Raw genomic sequence first — 18,995 nt, 5'->3', positions numbered from 1 at the left:
CAGGTACTCGTCTTGCTCGCTGTATAAAATTCTCGGGCCGGATATTACTCGACTTGGAGGTGGATTTGGACAAGATATTTATCGATGAGGTGGTTGCCGAAATGCACACCATCCAGGACATGTTGCGCTGGGCCATGAGTCGTTTCAACGACGCCGGGATCTTCTACGGACATGGTACCGACAACGCCTGGGATGAGGCCGTGCAACTGGTGCTGCCCGCGTTACATCTGCCGCCGGACGTGGATCCCGCCATGCGCCACTCCCGCCTGACCACCAGCGAGCGCCACCGCATCGCCGAGCTCATCATCCGCCGCGTGCAGGAGCGCATTCCGGCACCCTACCTGACCAACAAGGCCTGGTATGCGGGCTGGGAGTTCTACGTGGACGAGCGGGTGCTCATTCCGCGCTCCCCCATCGCCGAGATGGTGGCCAACCGCTTCGCCCCCTTCCTGAAAGACGAACCGACCCGGATCATGGACTTGTGCACCGGCTCCGGCTGCATCGCCATCATCATGGCCCATGAGTTCCCCCATGCGGAAGTGGATGCCATCGACATCAGCGTCGATGCCCTCAACGTGGCCGAGCGCAACATCAACGATCACGGGCTGGAGCAGCAGGTCATCCCCATTCGCTCCGATCTGTTCCGGGATCTGCCGGCCGGTGACAAGTACGATCTCATCGTCTCCAACCCGCCCTACGTGGACTCCGAGGACATGTCGGATCTGCCGGAGGAGTTTCGCCACGAGCCGGAGCTGGCCCTGGCGTCGGGCTCCGACGGCCTCAAGCTCACCAAGCGCCTGCTGGCCAATGCCGCCGACTTCCTGAAAGAGGATGGGGTGCTGGTGGTCGAGGTGGGCAACAGCATGATCCACCTGGAAGCCCAGTTCCCCGAGGTGCCCTTCACCTGGGTCGAGTTCGAGAACGGCGGTCACGGCGTCTTTGTGATGACCCGCGCAGAGCTCGAGCAGTACCAGGCCCATTTCGCCATTTACAAGAACTAAGCAGCAAGGAGCATCCATGGCAGGGAACAGTTTCGGCCAACTCTTTCGGGTCACCACCTTCGGCGAGAGCCACGGTCTGGCGCTGGGCGCCGTGGTCGACGGCTGCCCGCCGGGGCTGGAGATAAGCGAAGACGATTTGCAGGGGGATCTGGACAGGCGCAAGCCCGGCACGTCCCGCTACACCACCCAGCGCCGCGAGGCGGACGAGGTGAAGATCCTCTCCGGGGTGTTCGAGGGCAAGACCACGGGCACCTCCATCGGGCTGCTCATCGAGAACACCGATCAGCGCTCCAAGGACTATTCCGAAATCAAGGATCTGTTCCGACCCGGCCACGCCGACTACACCTATCACCAGAAGTACGGCCAGCGTGACTACCGTGGCGGCGGCCGCTCCTCGGCCCGCGAGACCGCCATGCGGGTCGCGGCGGGGGCCATCGCCAAGAAGTACCTGAAACAGGTGCACGGCATCGAGATAGTGGGTTTTCTCTCCCAGCTCGGCCCCATCAAGGCGGAAGGGTTCGACGAGAGCCAGATCGAGCAGAACCCCTTCTTCTTCCCCGATGCGGGCAAGCTGGAGGCGCTGGATGAATACATGCGTGCCCTCAAGAAAGAGGGCAATAGCGTGGGGGCCAAGGTGTGCGTCGTGGCGCGCAACGTGCCGGTAGGCCTGGGGGAGCCGGTGTTCGACCGCCTCGACGCCGACATCGCCCACGCCATGATGGGCATCAACGCGGTGAAAGGGGTGGAGATCGGTGACGGCTTCGCGGTGGTGGAGCAAAAAGGCTCGGAGCACCGGGACGAGATGACTCCGACCGGCTTTGCCAGCAATCATGCGGGGGGCATCCTGGGGGGCATTTCGTCGGGTCAGGAGATCGTGGTGAGCATGGCCCTCAAGCCTACCTCCAGCATCACGGTGCCGGGCAAGACCATCACCACCAGCGGTGAGGCCACCGAGATGATCACCAAGGGTCGTCACGACCCCTGCGTCGGCATCCGTGCCGTGCCCATCGCCGAGGCCATGCTGGCCCTGGTGCTGATGGATCACCTGCTGCGCCACCGCGCCCAGAACCAGGGCGTGCACACCCAGACCCCGCAGCTGCGCTGATCACGCGGCGGGCCAGGTGAGTGATCACCAGATACCACAAGGCGACCCCAGGGTCGCCTTTTTCATGGATTTTTGCCGGCGCCTGCCTCAGGGGGCCGATGGCGTCGAGAGCGATGGGGTCCGGGTTGCATCCAGGCGGCAGCGGGGCGGCGCAAAGGCGGGATCCGGTGAGGGCAGGGTGGCGATGGCGGCATCGATGCGGGCGAGCGCCTCATCGCTCACGGCCTCTTTGGCAAACATCAGGCGCACCGGCTGCTGGTGCAAGAGCACCTGGCACTGGATGGCATCGCTCGCCCCGAGCTGGCCGAGCCGGTAGCGGGCGTACTGCCACTCCATGATGACGCCGTCGAGGCGGCGCGCCAGCAAGAGGGTGAGCAGCCTGTCATCGCTGTTGTATTCACTCGCCTGCCCGAGGGCGGGGCACTCCTCGCTCATCGGCAGGGGGCGGGTGCCCCGCAGCTTGCCAAGGCGCAGCCCCTTGGCCTGGCACAGGGTTGCCAGCTCCGTGATCTCTCGCCAGCCCTCGGGCTCCCCGGCCTGCGGGCGCTGGCTCAGCAGCACGAAGCTGGCGCGCCGATAGGGGGTGGAGAAGCGGGCGAACCGCTCCCGCTCGGGGGTCTTGAGGGCGCCCATGGCCACGTCCAGCTGCTGGCGCTCCATGAGGTAGAGGGCCCGGGCCCAGGGGAGATTGCGAAAGGCGGGCTCCACGCCTGCCTTGCCCAGGATCTGGCGGGTCAGGGTCACGTCCAGTCCGCCGAGGGTGCCGTCGGCAGCGATTTGACTGAAAGGGGGCCAGTGGCTCCAGGCCACCGACAGGGTCTCCCTGGCGGCGAGGGGCTGGGCGAAGAGCAGGGGCAAGACGAGGCCCAGCATGCGCCGGGCGGTGGGGGTGAACTTCCGTTTCAATCAAAACCTCCTGTTCCGTGTATCGCGCCGTCCCCGGCAGGCTGTGCAGGGGCTTTGATACATACGGCGATTCGGGCCATTTTGTCCTGCCTTTGTCGCTATTTCCAGCCGCGCTGGGAGGTGCATCACATTTTCCTCGTCTAAGTGCGCCAACTCCGTTAGACTGCGCCTCTATTCTTTCCCCTTTGCTCTGCTCCCCGGGGAAATCGTTGTTTTCTCTATAGGCCCGGATCCTGTGAGATGGCATCGGCTCAGCAGAGGAGCCCCACCACGATCTTTGGCGCCCCTATCCCTAGCAGGTAACTATGAGTTTTACTTCCCTCGGTCTGGCCGAACCCTTGTTGCGTGCCGTTGCCGAGCAAGGCTACGACACCCCGTCTCCCATCCAGCAACAAGCGATCCCGGCGGTACTGGCTGGCCGTGATCTGATGGCCGCCGCCCAGACCGGGACCGGCAAGACCGCAGGTTTCACCCTGCCGATGCTGCAGCGTCTGACTGAAAGCAAGCGCAAGGTCTCCCCGAATCGCATCCGCGCCCTGGTGCTGACCCCGACCCGCGAGCTGGCCGCTCAGGTGGGCGAGAGCGTGCGCAACTACGGCAAACACCTGCCGATCCGCAGCCACGTGGTATTTGGCGGCGTGAGCATCAACCCGCAGATGATGGCGACCCGCCGTGGTCTGGACGTGCTGGTGGCCTGCCCGGGCCGCCTGATGGATCTCTACAACCAGAACGCCGTCAAGTTCGACGAAGTGGAGATCCTGGTACTGGACGAAGCGGACCGCATGCTCGACATGGGCTTTATCCGCGACATCCGCCGCATTTTGGCCCTGCTGCCGAAAAAGCGTCAGAACCTGCTCTTCTCCGCCACCTTCGCCGACGAAATTCGTGAGCTGGCCACCGGTCTGCTGGACAACCCGGCGGTGATCGAAGTGACCCCGCGCAACAGCACAGCCGAGCGCATCGAGCAGCTGGTGCACCCCTGCGACAAGGCCAACAAGATTGCCCTGCTGAGTCACCTGGTCACCAGCAACGACTGGCAGCAGGTGCTGGTGTTCACCCGTACCAAGCACATGGCCAACCGCGTTGCCGAGACCCTCGACAAGAACGGCGTCAGCGCCGCCGCCATCCACGGCAACAAGAGCCAGGGTGCCCGTACCCGTGCCCTGGCCGGTTTCAAGGATGGCAGCGTCAAGGTGCTGGTAGCGACCGACATCGCCGCCCGTGGCCTGGACATCGACAAATTGCCGCAAGTGGTCAACTTCGAGCTGCCGAACGTGGCGGAAGATTACGTGCACCGTATCGGCCGTACCGGTCGTGCCGGCGCCGCCGGTCACGCCATCTCCCTGGTGGCCGCCGATGAGGGCAAGCTCATCAAGGCCATCGAGCGGCTGACCAAGCAGAACATTCCGTGCGAGCAGGTGGCCGGTTTTGAAGCCTCCCGCGAGACCCTCGACAACATCGCCCGTGGCATCGGCGCGCCGCTGCGCAAAGAGCCTCGGGATCCGAGCGAGCAGCGCCGTGCGCCGCGTCCGCAAGGCCAGGGCCAGCGTCAGGGGGCCGGTCGCTCCGGCAATGGCGCCGGTGGTAACGGCGGTGGCAATCGCACTGGCAACGGCGGCAAGCCCAAGCCTCAGGGCGGCCAGCGTCCGGCCGATGGTGCCGGCAAACCGGCCCAGGCCCGTCGTCCCCGTCGCGCCAGCCACAACCAGTAAGCGGTCAGGGAGCCAGGCTCCCCCACTGTTCGGTTGATGTAAAAAGCCCCGCCAATCTGGCGGGGCTTTTTTTGTCCTGGTAGACGCTATTCACCGTAGAGGCGGATCTCCAGCACATGGGTGATGGCCTCGCCGCTCCAGTGGTACTCCAGATGACGGGCGTGGTCCACCCGGCTGACCAGACGGGGGCGATAGAGCACGTGACAGTCGTGACCGGGGTGGCGCACCGAGCGGTAGTGGATGCCGTCCGCCCCGGCAACCTTCTGCTCCCGGGCGAAGGCCTGGGCGGGGCCGTAATCGGTGGCGTGATAGAGGGGGCCTGGCAGAAACGCCGGGCCCGTGATGTCGATGAGGCTGGCGCTGAACTGCGCCTGGATCACCCGCATCTGCACCTTCTGGGCCGGCTCCCGGGTGTACCCGAAGATCCGCTCCCTGTGGTAGACCGTCTCCTTGATGCCGGTGTCGAGGGAGGGGGCACAATAGTAGCCGCCAAAGTCCCCCGTGGTGAAACGGGCACCCTCGGGATTGAGGTGGGTGAAGGCGGCCATCACATAGCTGCCGCCGGGCAGCCCCACCAGCCAGTCTTCCCTGGGCACCCGCATCAGCTCGCCCGCCTCTTCCCTCAGCCTGTCGTTGGTCAGAGCCTCTACGGCCCAGACCGCCTCCAGCTCGTCGGCGGTAGCGACGTCTTCATAGAGGCAGATGGGGGGAAAGCGGCTCGGAATGATGCGATAGGCGCAGGCATTGTGGAAGGTGCGCAAGGGCAGGGATGACATCAGGCCATCTCCCCGCGCCAGGCGTGCAGCCGGGTGGCCACTTCGTAAAGATCGGCCACCCGCCCACCCTGCATGACCTCCATCGCGCTGCGCCCGGCGAAGAAGGGGTGGCTGTTGGGCTTGCGCACCCAGCCATAGATGCTCTCATCCAGGCTGAACAGCAGCCGCAGGCTCTTGTGGATGTTGAGTAGATAGCTCATCCGCTCCTGGAGATCGGCGCTCAGCCGAATGCCGCCGCTGGCCTCCTTGTACTTGTTCAGGGTGGAGCGGGAGGTAATGCCAAGCAGCCTGAGCTGTTCATCCGTGCTGCACTGCCATTTGTCCAGGATGCGAAACACCACTGGCAGGGCCTTGCTGGGATCGACGGCGGGCTGTTGCCGGGGAAGAGATGCGGTGGCGACCATGTTGCCTCCCGGGTTGGCGTGCCAGACGGGCACGGGATCGTGGGTTGTCTGCTAAGCAGTGTAGGGCAGGGGGTCAGTAATGTACATATCTATACATGGTTGCACTCAAATGTTCATTATTGGATGAATTTCGCGCTGAGTGGTGTGGGTCGGCCAAGTGAGCCCGTGCCAATGAAACGCCCCGCCAACTGGGTTGGCGGGGCGTGTCTCTTTGCGGCGTTTCTGCTTGTCGGGTCGGGGAGATCAGAGGGCGGGCAGCAGCCCCATGCTGACGCTGACCTGCACCCCGACGATCAGTACCCCCATGGCACCGGCCAGACCCAGGGCCAGCAAGCCGCCCGGGACGCGGTAGTGGTCTGCCTCGGCCTGCTTGCGGCTCTGCCACACCAGGGCCACCGGCAGCAGCACCGCCAGCACCGCCAGCGCAATGGCGGCGTAACCCAGCGCCATGATGAAGCCTTGCGGGAAGTAGAGGGCGAACAGCAGGGGCGGCACGAAGGTGATGAGGCCGGTCTGGGTGCGGCCCTGCCAGTTGTCCTTGCGACGGGTCACCTTGGCCATGAAGTCGAACAGTCCCAGGGTCACCCCGAGGAAGGAGGTGGCGAGCGCGAGATCCGCGAACAGATGCATCGCCTGGTTGAAGGCGGGCCAGCTCACCAGGCCGCCGACGTTGGCCAGCAGGCTGTCCAGGGCGCCGCCGGTCTGGATCAGGGATTGCTGGCCCAGCAGCCCCAGAATGGCGACCTGCCACAGCACGTAGAGCACGAGCGGCAAGGCGGAGCCCCACACGAAGACTCGGCGCAACTGCCTGGGGTTGTCCCCGAGGTAGAGCATGACGCTCGGGATGGAGCCGTGGAAGCCGAAGGAGGTGAAGATGACCGGCAGGCCCGCCAGCAGCAAGCCTTCCCCGAGGGGCATGGAGAGCAGGTGCTGCCCCTGGGCGCGGGGCAGCAGCAGCGCCAGCACCGCCACCATGATCACCAGCTTCACGGTGAACATCAGGCGGTTGAGGTAATCCACCTGCCTGGTACCGACGCACACCATGCCGCCAAACAGCAGGGTAAAGACCCAGGCCGCCTGCTCCTGGCCGAGGGGAAGGCCGGCATCGGCCAGTGCCTGGGCCAGCAGGCTGCTGCCGCCGCTGATGTAGGCGGAGGCCAGGGCGTAGAACAGCATCAGGATGCAGAAGGAGGCGATGCCCTTGCCCCAGGGGCCGAGCAGGTGATCCGCCAGCTGGTGCAGGTACCACTTGCCGGTGCTGAGGCTGGCTTCCACCTGCAGCATGGCGGTGAAGGCCATCAGGGCCCAGAGGCCGATCATCAGCATCAGGGTGGCGGGGCCGCCCAGGGACGAGGAGGCCAGCGGCAGGGCCAGCATGCCGGCGCCTATGGTGGTGCCGGCAATCAACAGGGTACAACCCAGGGTCTTGGTATTCATGTCATCCATCCGAAAGTGAGGGGCGCTGTTGCAAACAAGAGAGAGCCAGTTGGCTGTGTCGGGAGACGCCTCCGGGGAAAAGCCGGAGGCTAGCAATATCGGTGTGGATACATCTGTACCTGAAACCTGTCAGTTGTAAAAACTGGTTGCCAAGTTAGCGGATTGAAATGGCGGAAACAACCCCTTAAAAGCGGATTTTGTGCTGTGGCAAGCCGAAGGGTGGCAATAAAAAGTGACACATTGCGCCATGCGCCGAAAAAACGCGCCCCTCAGGGGGAGGTCGCCCGTCAGGCTGTGTTGCGGGTCGACGCCGAGTGCGCCCGCGTTGGCGGCAACAGGGCTTGCAGAGGGTAACACGGGGCCCTGGTGGTGCGACTGGCCCGATATAAGCAAACATCGGGTCATACTCCAAAAAGCCATCATTTTCACTTATATCGAGCCGAGGCGCCGATAAACGGGCCCTGGCGCGGGGTGGCCAACCCTGCCGGCGGGGTTGCCGCCCGGCAGATAACCTCAAAGCCAGAAGGCGAAGGGCAAAAGCTGAGACAACAGGGGAGAACACAAGCAGGTGTGGGGGAGGAGGCTCAGGGGCTGGCACGGCGGGCCGCCCCCGGGGTGGTGCGTCGTGGCCGTGTCAGCGGCGGCGTTTGAGGGTGCGGCTCACATAGTGCAAGCCGCTCTGGTAGTCGCCATTGACCGCCTTGAGGGCCAGCGCCAGCGCCTGGCTTGCCAGGGCGTCGTGCTGCTGGGGCAGGGAGTTGATACCAAAGGGGAGGAAATCGAGTAGGCGGTCATCCCCGAAGGTAGCCATGGCGAGCTGGCTCATGTCGGCCTCCTGCTCCAGCAGGTAGTCGAGCACCCCCTCCATCAGGATGTAGGAGGTGGTGATCAGCGCCTCGGGCAGTTGGCCGAGTTGCTGATGGAGTGTCTTGATCAGGCGATACCCTTCGGTACGCGAGAAGTGGGCCCCTTCACACAGGTGGCGGGTCGCACTGTGACTGGCAATGGCCTGCTCGAAGCCCGCTTTTCGCTCCTGGCTGATCGTCAGTTCCGGCAGAGCAGTGATCAAGGCGATATGACCGATGGCCGGGGTGAGCAGGGAGGCGGTGAGATCCAGGCTCGCCTTCTGGTTTTCACTCGCCACGGTGACGAAATGCTCGGTGGCCATGGCACGGTCGATGGCGAGGATCTGCACGCCCCTGGACTGCTGCTCCAGATAGAAGGGATCCGCCGGGGGGAGGCAGCTTGCCACCAGGAGCGCGTCCACATGGCGGCTCACCAGCATCCGGGCCAGCTCCTTTTCGGTGTCCGGATCGTCCTCCGAGCAGACGATGAGCAACTGATATCCCTGGGTGCGGGCCCCTTGCTCCAGGCGCTTGGCGAGCTTGGCGTAACTGGCGTTTTCGAGGTCGGGCAGGATGAAGCCGAGGGTGCGGGTCTGGCCGCCGCGCAGGGAAGCGGCGCGGCTGTCCGGCTGATAGTTGTGGGCATGGACCACGGCCATCACCTTGTCGCGGGTTGCCTGGCTGATGCGGTATTGATCGGCCTTGCCATTGATCACATAGCTGGCGGTGGTGCGAGAGACACCGGCCAGCGCGGCGATTTCATCCAGTTTCATCATGTTGGCTCTGTTTGAGTTGCAAGGCCCGCGCCGGTTCCTGGTTGGGGCGCCGAAAAGTGTGCGCGGGATCATATCATTGAAACGTACTTTCTGCGGGATCTTGAACAATGCGCTGAAACGATTCAGTCTGAGTGTAAGTGAAACGATTCAGCTTGTCAGTAACGGATGATTATCTGCACTTGGAAATGGGTTCCGGCTCACCAAAGCGAAAGATCACCGTCTATTGTCAGCAGGCAAGTTACCCGAAAATCGAGTTGAGTTGAGCCGGTACGCCGCGAGGTGAAGCCGGACCTGATGGAGAATCTCTATGTTGAAGTTGGCGCGACAGCAAATCCTGCTGGGACAATCGGTGACGACCAAGGCGGACGCCATCGCCCTGCTGGCAAGCAAACTGACCGACGCCGGTCTGGTTGAAGCAGGTTACGTGGACGGCATGCTGGCGCGGGAAGCGCAGCACGCCACCTATCTTGGCAGCGGTATCGCCATTCCCCACGGCACCACGGACACCCGTCATCTGGTGAAGAGCACCGGCGTCATGGTGGCCCAGTTCCCCCACGGCATCGAGTGGGACGAGGGGCAGATTGCCTACGTCGCCATCGGCATCGCCGCCAAGTCCGACGAGCACCTGGGCATTTTGCGCCAGCTCACCCACGTGCTGGGTGACGAGCAGGCCGCAGCCCAGCTCAAGGGGGCGACCGACGAAGAGACCATCATCAATATCCTGACTGGCGCGACTGCCGCCAAAGAGGTGCAATACCTGACCCTGGCGGACTTCCCGGCCGACGACCAGGACCAGTTGCTGCTGGGGGCTGCGGCCCGCGCCAAATCCGCAGGCTGGGGAGACGCCGCCATGGTGAGCGCCCTCCTGGCCAGTCAGCCTGTTCACCTGGGGGAGGGCATCTGGCTGGCCCGTGCGCAAGCGGCCCAGACCGGTTGGGTGCTGGCCACCCCGAGCACCCCGCTGAACGTCGGTGAATTGCCGGTCAGCGCCCTGCTGCTGCTGTGTGCCGCAGATAGCGGCCATTTACCGCAACTCGAGAATCTGGCCAAGCTGGCCGCAGCCGGCCAGCTGGCCACCCTTTCTGGCAGCGATGGTCTTGCCATGTTGCAGGCGGGTCCGGCGAGCGGGCTGTCCGAGACCTTCACTATCATCAACCCCCACGGTCTGCACGCCCGTCCGGGCGCCATGCTGGTCAAGGTGGCCAAGGAGTATGAATCCGACATCCGCGTCGCCAACCTCGATGGCAGCGGTGAAGCCGTCTCTGCCAAGAGCCTGATGAAGGTGATCGGGCTTGGGGTCAAGTGCGGTCATCGTCTGGCGTTTCGCGCCGAAGGAGCGGATGCCGAAGCAGCCCTCAAGGGCATTGGCGAAGCCATTGCCGCCGGCTTGGGCGAGGGGGCGCACTGATGGACATCGTCACCATCACCCTCAATCCCGCGCTCGATCTCACCACCCGTCTGGAGGCCATGCACCCTGGCGAGGTCAATCTGGTGAGCGAGGCCAACTTGCGCGCAGCGGGCAAGGGGATCAACGTCGCCATGGTCTTGAAAGATCTCGGCCGTGACGTAGGCCTGACCGGCTGGCTCGGTGAGGGCAACCAGCAGAGCTTCGTCTCCCTGTTCGAGGAGCGTGCCCTTGCCGATCACTTCGTGCGCGTGGCGGGCGACACCCGGATCAACGTCAAGATCTCCGAACAATCCGGCCGGGTGACCGATCTCAATCTGCCGGGACTCGCCGTGCAGGAGGGCGATGTCAGCGCCCTGGAAGCGGCGTTGGATCGACTGGCTCCCCAGACCGACTGGTTCGTGCTGGCGGGCAGCCTGCCCAAAGGGGTGGCCCCCGATTACTGCGCGCGCCTTATTCGCCTGCTCAAGGCCAAGGGCAAGCAGGTGATCTTCGATTGCAGCGGCGCGGCGTTGAGCGAAGGGATCAAGGCGGCGCCGACCCTGGTCAAACCCAACCTGGAAGAGCTGAGCCAGTGGGCCGGTCGCCCCGTGAAGACCCTGAGCGAGCAGGCCGAGTGCGCCCGCGCGCTGCAGGCCAGCGGGATCCCCAACGTGGTGATCTCCAATGGTGCCGACGGCCTCATCTGGTTTGCACCGGATGCCACCTGGCAGGCGATTCCGCCGCGCATGGAGGTGGTCAGCACCGTGGGTGCCGGCGACTCCCTGGTGGCGGGCCTGGTCCATGGCATGAGCCTGGACTGGACGCCGGAGCAGACCCTGCGTCTGGCCACCGCCGTCTCGGCACTGGCGGTGAGCCAGGTCGCGGTCGGCTTCAACGATATCAATGTGCTCAAACCGTTACTCGAGCAGGTGCGCGTACAGCGTCTGGATGATCTGGCACCGACTCAACCCCAACCCCATTTGATGGCTAATTCAGGAGATGCCCAATGAAAGCAATTCTGGTTACGGCTTGCCCGGCGGGCATTGCCACCAGCTTTCTCGCTGCAAAACGGATAGAACAGCAGGCCAAACTGGCTGGCTGGGAGCTCACCCTCGACGTCGACTCCAGCGTGCAGCCCCGTCAGGTCCCCTCGAAAGAGCAGATTGCCGCCGCCGACCTGGTGCTGGTCGTTGCCAGCGCACCGGTGGATCTGGCCGCCTATGACGGCAAGTCGCTCTATCGGGGCGACATGGAGCTGGCGCTCCAGGAGCCCGCGGCCCTGCTGGAAACCGCGCGAAGCGGTGCCAGCATCTATCGCCATGAGGCGGCACCTGTGGTTGCCAAACCGGCCAGCGGTGCCAAGCGCATCGTGGCGGTGACGGCCTGCCCGACCGGGGTGGCCCACACCTTCATGTCGGCCGAGGCCCTAGAGACCATGGCCAAGCAGCTGGGTCACCAGATCCGCGTCGAAACCCAGGGATCGGTCGGTGCCCAGAATGCCTTGACGGCGGACGAGATTGCCGCCGCCGATCTGGTGTTCCTCGCCACTGACATCGAGGTGGACATGGCGCGCTTTGACGGCAAGCCGGTCTATCGCACCAGCACGGGGGCTGCCCTGAAGAAAACCCGGGCCGAGCTCGACAAGGCCTGGACCGAGGCGAAGGTCTATCGCCACAGCGGCGCGGCTGCGGTCAAGAAAGAGGAAAAGGCGGGCCCCTACAAGCACCTGCTGACCGGCGTCTCCTTCATGCTGCCCATGGTGGTGGCGGGGGGCCTTATCATCGCGCTCTCCTTCATCTTCGGCATTGAAGCGTTCAAGGAAGAGGGGACGCTGGCCGCGGCCCTGATGAAGATCGGTGGCGGCTCCGCCTTCGCCCTGATGATCCCGGTGCTGGCAGGCTACATCGCCTACTCCATCGCCGACCGTCCGGGTCTGGCGCCCGGCATGATCGCCGGTATGCTGGCAAGCTCGCTCGGCGCCGGTTTCCTTGGCGGCATCGTCGGCGGCTTCCTCGCCGGTTACAGCGCCAAGTTCCTGAGCGACAAGGTGCGCCTGCCGGTCACCCTGGAAGCCCTCAAGCCCATCCTCATCATTCCGCTCTTTGCCAGCCTGTTCACCGGTCTGGTGATGATCTACGTGGTGGGTGGCCCTGTGGCGGGCATCATGAACGCCATGACCGAGTTCCTCAACAACATGGGCTCTGCCAACGCCGTGCTGCTGGGTGTCATCATCGGCGCCATGATGTGCTTCGACATGGGTGGCCCGGTCAACAAGGCTGCTTATGCTTTCGGTGTCGGCCTGCTCGCCTCCAAGACCTATGCCCCCATGGCAGCGGTCATGGCCGCCGGCATGGTGCCTGCACTGGGGATGGGGATCGCGACCTTCCTGGCCAGCAGAAAGTTCATCAAGGCGGAGCAGGAAGCGGGCAAGGCCTCCTTCGTGCTGGGTCTGTGCTTCATCTCCGAGGGGGCCATCCCGTTTGCCGCCAAGGATCCCATGCGCGTCATCCCGGCCTGCATGGCGGGCGGCGCCCTGACCGGTGCGCTCTCCATGCTGTTCGGCTGCGAGCTGGTGGCACCCCACGGTGGTCTGTTCGTGCTCTTCATCCCGAACGCCATCAGCCATGTGATGATGTACATCCTGGCGATCGCGGCCGGTTCGCTGGTGACCGGGGTGGCCTACGCCATGCTCAAGCGTGGCGAGGAGCAGGCCAAGCTGGCGACCGCCTGAGGGCGTCACGGCGTGACACACTCTTCATGACAAGGCGGCCCTGGGCCGCCTTTCTTGTTGGGGGGATGGGCAACGTGGGATTTAAAAATCCCAGCCCGACGGGGGCGGCGGATCGGCCGCCTCTGCGGCCTGCGCCTTGCGGCGAGCGGCCTCGACCCTGGCCTTGCGGCTGCGGCACAGGCGCATCACCTCCTGCTGCTGGGCAGGGGTCATGGCAAGCCAGTTGAAACGCTCCTCGCGACTTCGCAGGCATCCCTTGCAATACCCCTTGTTGTTCAGTTCGCAGACCCCGACACAGGGGCTCTGGAGCGGGAAGATTTCGAGCTGTTCCATCCATGACCTCTCACACCTTGTCACCTTGTTATAACCCAGAAGATCACGGCAGGAGAAATCCGTCGTCAGGGGCGTGAAGGCGTTTGCTTTCCCCGGGCAATTTTGGCATCTTCCCCGCCGTGCAAGACACTCGGTGTTATATGAGGACATATGAATAGACATGCGTACTGGTTGGCCGCCGCCGTGGTGGGGCTGGCCGGTTGTGCGGGCAACCCTGAACCGGTCAAGGTGCCCCAGAAGAAGGCGGAATCCGGATGTTTTCTGAACTGCGAGATCCCTGTGAATCTGGGCAAGCAGTATCTGGATGGTGCCCTGCCGGGGGATCTGGTGCGGGTGGAGCGGGTCAACAGCCGCGCCCGCGCCGATTACAGCAAGTTCGGTCCCCAGAGCCGGATGGTGATGGAACGCTCCGGCCGCATGGCGAGCCGCTATGGGGAGCTCTACCGTCAGCTCTCACGCTGGGTCGCCAATGGGGGCAATCCCGCCCATATCACCCAGTACGGCATCAGCCTGGCGCAGCTTGGCGGTGCCGACCGCATGGGCAACGTGCTCTTCACCGGCTACTACTCGCCGGTGCTGGAGGTGCGCCATCGCCCGGACGCCCAGTACAAGTATCCCATCTATGCCATGCCCAACTGCGGCGGTCGCTGCCCGAGCCGGGCCGAGATCCACCGGGGGGCGCTGGCCAACCGGGGGCTGGAGCTGGGCTACAGCAAATCCCTCATCGACAACTTCCTGATGGACGTGCAGGGTTCCGGCTTCGTTCACTACGGCGATGACGACCGGTTGCAGTACCTCGGTTACAGCGGCAAGAACGGCCACGGCTATGTCAGCATTGGCCGGGTGCTCATCGACCGTGGCGAAGTGCCCAAGGAGCAGATGTCCATGAAGGCCATCAAGGAGTGGGCCAATCGTCAGCCGGAAGAGAGCGTGAAGGAGCTGGTGGAGCAGAACCCCTCCTATGTCTTCTTCGAGCGCCGTCCCACCAATGACGTGGTGGGCGCTGCCGGCATTCCGCTCTTGCCCATGGCGGCGGTGGCTGCCGACAAGACTCTGCTGCCCATGGGCACCCCCATCCTCGCGGAAGTGCCGCTGCTGGACAAAGCAGGCAACTGGACCGGCAAGCACCAGCTGCGCCTGCTGATTGCGCTGGATGTGGGGGGCGCGGTGAAGAAGGGGCACCTCGATCTCTACCACGGCATGGGGGAGAAAGCCGGTGTCGCGGCCGGTCATTACAAGCACTTTGGCCGGGTCTGGAAGCTGGGTCTGCACCACGGGCCGACCGCCGCCCCCTGGTTGTAACGCCCCCGGGTTGTAATGTAAGAGGGGCCATGGCCCCTCATTTCCCTCAAGAGACGGGTGATTCCCATGAAAAAAGCCGCCGGAGCAATCCGGCGGCTTTTTGTTTGCGGGGCAGATCTGGCGACAAGGGCCGTCAGCCCTTTCGGATATCGAGCTTGATGGCGCCCACCGGCTGACAGCAGCAGGGGAGGCACTCCCCCTGGGAGACAAAGGCGAGCGGGACGGCGGCGTAGTGCACCTTGCCCGCCAGCAGCGGGGTGCGGCAGGCGCCGCAATAGCCGCTGCGGCACTGGAACTCCACGTGATGACCGTGGCGCTCCAGGGTCTCCAGCACGCTTTCGCCGGGATGGGGGTGCAGCACACCGTCCAGGGTCTGTACCTGGGGGGCTTGCCCCTCCGGCGCCGTGGTGGCGGTATGCAGGGGCGCGTTCAGGGTGGCGGTGGCGTCACTCACGGACGTCGCTCTCCCGCATCATGGCCTGCCAGCAGAGGTCGCCTTGCATCACAGCTCGAAGTCACCCAGATCGTCGGCGTGCACTTCACTGTCGATCTGACCCACCAGATAGGAGCTTACTTCCACTTCCTGGGGCGCCACCTGCACGTTGTCGGAGGAGAGCCAGGTGTTGATCCAGGGGATGGGGTTCTGCTTGGTGCCGGCAAAGGCCGGTTGCAGGCCGACGGCCGCCATGCGCAGGTTGGTGATGTATTCCACGTACTGGCAGAGGATGTCCTTGTTCAGGCCGATCATGGAGCCGTCCTGGAACAGGTACTCGGCCCACTCCTTCTCCTGCAGGGCCGCTTCCTTGAACAGCTCGAAGCAGGCCTGCTCGCACTCGACGGCGATCTCCGCCATCTCGGGGTCGTCGTTGCCGCTGCGCATCAGGTTCAGCATGTGCTGGGTGCCGGTCAGGTGCAGGGCCTCGTCACGGGCGATCATCTTGATGATCTTGGCGTTGCCCTCCATCAGCTCGCGCTCGGCGAAGGCGAAGGAGCAGGCGAAGCTCACGTAGAAGCGGATGGCTTCGAGGGCGTTGACGCTCATCAGGCACAGGTAGAGCTTCTTCTTGAGCTCCCGCAGGCTGATGGTGACTTCGCGATCCCCGATCCGGTGAGTCCCCTCACCGTGCAGGTGATAGACGGAGGTCGCCTCGATGAGATCGTCATAGAAGTGGCTGATGGAGCCGGCGCGCTTCAAGATCTGCTCGTTTGTCACGATGTCGTCGAACACCTGGCCCGGGTTGTTGACGATGTTGCGGATGATGTGGGTGTAGGAGCGAGAGTGGATGGTCTCGGAGAAGGCCCAGGTCTCGATCCAGGTCTCCAGCTCCGGGATGGAGACCAGGGGCAGCAGGGCCACGTTGGGGCTGCGGCCCTGAATGGAATCCAGCAGGGTCTGGTACTTCAGGTTGGAGATGAAGATGTGCTGCTCGTGGGGCGGCAGAGCCTGGAAGTCGATGCGGTCGTGGGAGACGTCCACCTCTTCCGGGCGCCAGAAGAAGGAGAGCTGCTTCTCGATCAGCCGCTCGAAGATGTCGTGCTTTTGCTGATCATAACGGGCCACGTTGACCGACTGGCCGAAGAACATCGGCTCCTTGAGCTGATCGTTTTGGGTCTGGCAAAAAGTAGAGTAAGCCATGGTTCGAATGCCGTGAAATAGGGAAAACAGGAGGGCGGGAGCTTGATGCTCCCGCCCGGTTTATCAGTGCGTTTCGCGGTTAGATCTTGCAAGCCCCGCCAGCGCAGCCGTCATCTTGCAGATCGGTCTGGGTGTCGTCGGCACCATCACGGGTGTTGTGATAGTAGAGGGTCTTGAGACCGTATTTGTAGGCGGTCAGCAAGTCTTTGAGCAACTGCTTCATCGGCACCTTGTTGCCTTCGAAGCGGGCCGGGTCGTAGTTGGTGTTGGCGGAGATCGCCTGATCCACGAACTTCTGCATGATGCCGACCAGCTGCAGGTAACCGTCGACGCTCGGCTGTTTCCACAGCAGTTCGTACTGATCCTTCAGGCGGTGGTACTCCGGCACCACCTGCTTGAGGATGCCGTCCTTGGAGGCTTTCACCGACACCAGGCCGCGGGGCGGCTCGATGCCGTTGGTGGCGTTGGAGATCTGGCTGGAGGTCTCGCTCGGCATCAGGGCGGTCAGGGTGGAGTTGCGCAGACCCACGGTCTTGATCTCTTCGCGCAAGGTTTCCCAGTCCAGGTGCAGGGGTTCATTGCACAGGGTGTCCAGATCCTTTTTATAGGTATCGATGGGCAGGATACCCTGGGCATAGGTGGTCTCGTTGAAGGCCGGGCAGGGGCCGAACTCGCGGGCCAGTTGCACGGAGGCCTTCAGCAGGTAGTACTGGATCGCCTCGAAGGTGCGGTGGGTCAGGGCCAGACCGGAACCATCGGAGTAGCGGGCACCGTTTTTCGCCAGGTAGTAGGCGTAGTTGATGACGCCGATCCCCAGGGTGCGGCGGTTCATACTACCCTTCTTGGCGGCCTTGAGCGGGTAGTCCTGATAGTCGAGCAGGGCGTCCAGAGCGCGCACGGCCAGCTCGGCCATCTCTTCCAGATCTTCCAGCTTCTCGATGGCGCCCAGGTTGAAGGCGGAGAGGGTGCACAGGGCAATCTCGCCGTCTTCGTCATCCACGTTGTTGAGCGGCTTGGTGGGCAGCGCAATCTCGAGGCAGAGGTTGGACTGGCGTACCGGCGCCACGCTCGGATCGAACGGGCTGTGGGTGTTGCAGTGATCCACGTTCTGGATGTAGATGCGGCCGGTACCGGCGCGCTCCTGCATCATCAGGGAGAAGAGATCGACTGCCTTGAGGGTCTTCTTGCGAATGGCCGGATCCTGCTCGTACTTGACGTAGAGCGCTTCGAACTTGTCCTGATCCGCGAAGAAGGCGTCATAGAGACCTGGTGCATCGGAGGGGGAGAACAGGGTAATGTCACCGCCCTTGATGAGGCGCTGGTACATCAGCTTGTTGATCTGCACGCCGTAGTCCATGTGACGGACCCGGTTCTCTTCCACGCCGCGGTTGTTCTTCAGTACCAGCAGGCTCTCCACCTCGGTGTGCCACAGGGGGTAGAACAGGGTGGCCGCACCGCCGCGCACGCCGCCCTGGGAGCAGCACTTCACCGCAGTCTGGAAGTATTTGTAGAAGGGGATGCAGCCGGTGTGGAAGGCTTCGCCGCCACGGATGGGGCTGCCCAGACCACGGATGCGGCCGGCGTTGATGCCGATGCCGGCGCGCTGGGAAACATAACGCACGATGGCGCTGGCGGTGGCATTGATGGAATCCAGGCTGTCGTCACACTCGATCAGCACGCAGGAGCTGAACTGGCGGGTCGGGGTGCGCACGCCGCTCATGATCGGGGTCGGCAGGGAGATCTTGAAGGTCGAGACCGCATCATAGAAGCGCTTGATGTAGTCCAGACGGGTATCTTTCGGATACTTGGAGAAGAGGCAGGCCGCTACCAGGATGTAGAGGAACTGCGGGCTCTCGTAGATCTCGCCGGTGACGCGGTTCTGTACCAGGTACTTGCCTTCGAGCTGCTTGACCGCCGCGTAGGAGAAGTCCATGTCGCGCCAGTGATCGAGGTAGCCGTTCAGCTCCTCAAATTCCGCCTGGGTGTAGTCTTCCAGCAGGTGCTTGTCGTACTTGCCCATGTCCACCAGTCTGGCGACGTGCTGATACAGGTGGGGCGGCTCGAACTGGCCGTAGGCCTTCTTGCGCAGGTGGAAGATGGCCAGACGGGCAGCCATGTACTGGTAGTCCGGGCTTTGCTCGGAGATGAGGTCAGCAGCAGCCTTGATGATGGTCTCGTGGATGTCGGCGGTACGGATACCGTCATAGAACTGGATGTGGGACTTGAGCTCCACCTGGGAGACCGACACGTTGTCGAGTTTCTCGGCAGCCCAGTCGAGCACACGGTGAATTTTATCCAGATCGATGGGTTCTTTGTGTCCGTTACGCTTCGTCACAAACAAGTTCATTGGCTGATGACCCCTTTCATTGATACCTGCCGGTATCGGTTGATTCCCGAAAAGCCATCGCACATGGCGCAACCCGGCTCCGTCTGTCGAGGGAAACTGGGCAGGGATTGTGCGATGAATCACAAGATGTAGTGTTATTTTTAATGCGAACTACAAGATAGTGAGGTCGATGCGGTAATGCAATCTGTGGATAACGCATTAGCTGTGGATAAATTGTGGGTGTCGGGACGGGAGTTAGTGGACGCTCACAGCGAACGGGTTTTCATCCGTCCGATCCGTCAAATGCAAGTCCGGCGA

16 protein-coding genes are annotated in these 18,995 nt (G+C 63.4%); 7 read left to right on the top strand and 9 right to left on the bottom strand.

The features are described from left to right. Nucleotides 1–65 precede the first annotated feature (65 nt). Both prmB and aroC read left to right on the top strand, forming a co-directional pair. A complete protein-coding gene (gene prmB / locus ACVDHI_RS17795) occupies nt 66–1,001 on the top strand; it encodes a 50S ribosomal protein L3 N(5)-glutamine methyltransferase (protein WP_039040745.1) in 936 nt (311 codons plus the stop codon). A 16-nt stretch (nt 1,002–1,017) separates the two neighbouring features. Next, on the top strand, nt 1,018–2,106 hold the full coding sequence (gene aroC, locus ACVDHI_RS17790; protein WP_042017130.1) for a chorismate synthase: 1,089 nt from the start codon (nt 1,018–1,020) through the stop codon (nt 2,104–2,106). Between the two features lie 87 nt (nt 2,107–2,193). Here the strand turns inward: aroC and ACVDHI_RS17785 are convergent, their stop codons facing one another. Further along, the gene (locus tag ACVDHI_RS17785) at nt 2,194–3,012 is read right to left on the bottom strand and encodes a substrate-binding periplasmic protein (protein WP_410487827.1); all 819 of its coding nucleotides are present in this window, start codon (nt 3,010–3,012) and stop codon (nt 2,194–2,196) included. A 305-nt stretch (nt 3,013–3,317) separates the two neighbouring features. On the opposite strand from ACVDHI_RS17785, the gene ACVDHI_RS17780 reads away from it, so the two are divergent. After that, nucleotides 3,318–4,724: a DEAD/DEAH box helicase gene (locus ACVDHI_RS17780; protein WP_042881342.1), complete on the top strand. Its 1,407-nt coding sequence runs from the start codon at nt 3,318–3,320 to the stop codon at nt 4,722–4,724. Between the two features lie 86 nt (nt 4,725–4,810). On the opposite strand, the gene ACVDHI_RS17775 is transcribed toward ACVDHI_RS17780, so the two are convergent. The 4 genes from ACVDHI_RS17775 to cra form a co-directional block, all read right to left on the bottom strand. Beyond that, on the bottom strand, nt 4,811–5,500 hold the full coding sequence (locus tag ACVDHI_RS17775) for an RES family NAD+ phosphorylase (protein ID WP_324026077.1): 690 nt from the start codon (nt 5,498–5,500) through the stop codon (nt 4,811–4,813). Next, nucleotides 5,500–5,904, bottom strand: coding sequence for an antitoxin Xre-like helix-turn-helix domain-containing protein (locus ACVDHI_RS17770; RefSeq protein WP_041211580.1), 405 nt, complete (start codon nt 5,902–5,904; stop codon nt 5,500–5,502). Before ACVDHI_RS17770 ends, ACVDHI_RS17775 begins: the two co-directional genes overlap by 1 nt. A gap of 243 nt (nt 5,905–6,147) precedes the next feature. Continuing rightward, nucleotides 6,148–7,341, bottom strand: coding sequence for an aromatic amino acid transport family protein (locus tag ACVDHI_RS17765; RefSeq protein ID WP_447212348.1), 1,194 nt, complete (start codon nt 7,339–7,341; stop codon nt 6,148–6,150). 634 nt (nt 7,342–7,975) lie between these two features. Then, the gene (gene cra, locus ACVDHI_RS17760) at nt 7,976–8,962 is read right to left on the bottom strand and encodes a catabolite repressor/activator (protein ID WP_048207771.1); all 987 of its coding nucleotides are present in this window, start codon (nt 8,960–8,962) and stop codon (nt 7,976–7,978) included. A 307-nt stretch (nt 8,963–9,269) separates the two neighbouring features. Here cra and fruB point away from each other — a divergent pair, with 307 nt between their 5' ends. From fruB to fruA, 3 genes are read left to right on the top strand one after another with little or no spacing between them, the layout of a single operon-like run. Beyond that, a complete protein-coding gene (gene fruB, locus ACVDHI_RS17755; RefSeq protein ID WP_010674822.1) occupies nt 9,270–10,370 on the top strand; it encodes a fused PTS fructose transporter subunit IIA/HPr protein in 1,101 nt (366 codons plus the stop codon). Beyond that, on the top strand, nt 10,370–11,359 hold the full coding sequence (gene pfkB, locus ACVDHI_RS17750) for a 1-phosphofructokinase (RefSeq protein WP_447212347.1): 990 nt from the start codon (nt 10,370–10,372) through the stop codon (nt 11,357–11,359). The genes fruB and pfkB overlap by 1 nt, the downstream gene beginning before the upstream one ends. After that, nucleotides 11,356–13,080 (top strand): PTS fructose transporter subunit IIBC, encoded by a 1,725-nt coding sequence (fruA, locus tag ACVDHI_RS17745; protein WP_447212346.1) that lies wholly within the window; start codon nt 11,356–11,358, stop codon nt 13,078–13,080. The genes pfkB and fruA overlap by 4 nt, the downstream gene beginning before the upstream one ends. Nucleotides 13,081–13,161: 81 nt before the next feature. On the opposite strand, the gene ACVDHI_RS17740 is transcribed toward fruA, so the two are convergent. Then, on the bottom strand, nt 13,162–13,413 hold the full coding sequence (locus tag ACVDHI_RS17740) for a DUF1289 domain-containing protein (protein ID WP_447212345.1): 252 nt from the start codon (nt 13,411–13,413) through the stop codon (nt 13,162–13,164). A gap of 150 nt (nt 13,414–13,563) precedes the next feature. Here ACVDHI_RS17740 and mltA point away from each other — a divergent pair, with 150 nt between their 5' ends. Continuing rightward, nucleotides 13,564–14,715, top strand: a complete 1,152-nt coding sequence (gene mltA / locus ACVDHI_RS17735) for a murein transglycosylase A (protein WP_042863900.1) — start codon at nt 13,564–13,566, stop codon at nt 14,713–14,715. A gap of 133 nt (nt 14,716–14,848) precedes the next feature. Here mltA and yfaE read toward each other — a convergent pair whose 3' ends face one another. The 3 genes from yfaE to nrdA form a co-directional block, all read right to left on the bottom strand. Beyond that, nucleotides 14,849–15,169: a class I ribonucleotide reductase maintenance protein YfaE gene (gene yfaE / locus ACVDHI_RS17730; RefSeq protein WP_042863899.1), complete on the bottom strand. Its 321-nt coding sequence runs from the start codon at nt 15,167–15,169 to the stop codon at nt 14,849–14,851. A 48-nt stretch (nt 15,170–15,217) separates the two neighbouring features. Continuing rightward, entirely contained in the window at nt 15,218–16,351 is a 1,134-nt protein-coding gene (gene nrdB / locus ACVDHI_RS17725; protein ID WP_042017109.1) for a class Ia ribonucleoside-diphosphate reductase subunit beta, read from the bottom strand. Nucleotides 16,352–16,430: 79 nt separating this feature from the next. Continuing rightward, nucleotides 16,431–18,698: a class 1a ribonucleoside-diphosphate reductase subunit alpha gene (gene nrdA, locus ACVDHI_RS17720; protein WP_010674815.1), complete on the bottom strand. Its 2,268-nt coding sequence runs from the start codon at nt 18,696–18,698 to the stop codon at nt 16,431–16,433. Between the last annotated feature and the right edge of the window lie 297 nt (nt 18,699–18,995).

Source organism: Aeromonas sp. 25-248 (genome assembly GCF_053005425.1).
This window is presented reverse-complemented; position numbering and strand designations above follow the sequence as displayed.

What these genes read in the sequence shown, in the direction of transcription:
- nrdB (WP_042017109.1), bottom strand. Translation starts at nt 16,351, where the DNA reads ATGGCTTACTCTACTTTTTGCCAGACCCAAAACGATCAGCTCAAGGAG.
- cra (WP_048207771.1), bottom strand. Translation starts at nt 8,962, where the DNA reads ATGATGAAACTGGATGAAATCGCCGCGCTGGCCGGTGTCTCTCGCACC.
- ACVDHI_RS17775 (WP_324026077.1), bottom strand. Translation starts at nt 5,500, where the DNA reads ATGTCATCCCTGCCCTTGCGCACCTTCCACAATGCCTGCGCCTATCGC.
- aroC (WP_042017130.1), top strand. Translation starts at nt 1,018, where the DNA reads ATGGCAGGGAACAGTTTCGGCCAACTCTTTCGGGTCACCACCTTCGGC.
- ACVDHI_RS17780 (WP_042881342.1), top strand. Translation starts at nt 3,318, where the DNA reads ATGAGTTTTACTTCCCTCGGTCTGGCCGAACCCTTGTTGCGTGCCGTT.
- ACVDHI_RS17765 (WP_447212348.1), bottom strand. Translation starts at nt 7,341, where the DNA reads ATGAATACCAAGACCCTGGGTTGTACCCTGTTGATTGCCGGCACCACC.
- ACVDHI_RS17740 (WP_447212345.1), bottom strand. Translation starts at nt 13,413, where the DNA reads ATGGAACAGCTCGAAATCTTCCCGCTCCAGAGCCCCTGTGTCGGGGTC.
- ACVDHI_RS17770 (WP_041211580.1), bottom strand. Translation starts at nt 5,904, where the DNA reads ATGGTCGCCACCGCATCTCTTCCCCGGCAACAGCCCGCCGTCGATCCC.
- fruA (WP_447212346.1), top strand. Translation starts at nt 11,356, where the DNA reads ATGAAAGCAATTCTGGTTACGGCTTGCCCGGCGGGCATTGCCACCAGC.
- mltA (WP_042863900.1), top strand. Translation starts at nt 13,564, where the DNA reads ATGAATAGACATGCGTACTGGTTGGCCGCCGCCGTGGTGGGGCTGGCC.
- fruB (WP_010674822.1), top strand. Translation starts at nt 9,270, where the DNA reads ATGTTGAAGTTGGCGCGACAGCAAATCCTGCTGGGACAATCGGTGACG.
- pfkB (WP_447212347.1), top strand. Translation starts at nt 10,370, where the DNA reads ATGGACATCGTCACCATCACCCTCAATCCCGCGCTCGATCTCACCACC.
- nrdA (WP_010674815.1), bottom strand. Translation starts at nt 18,698, where the DNA reads ATGAACTTGTTTGTGACGAAGCGTAACGGACACAAAGAACCCATCGAT.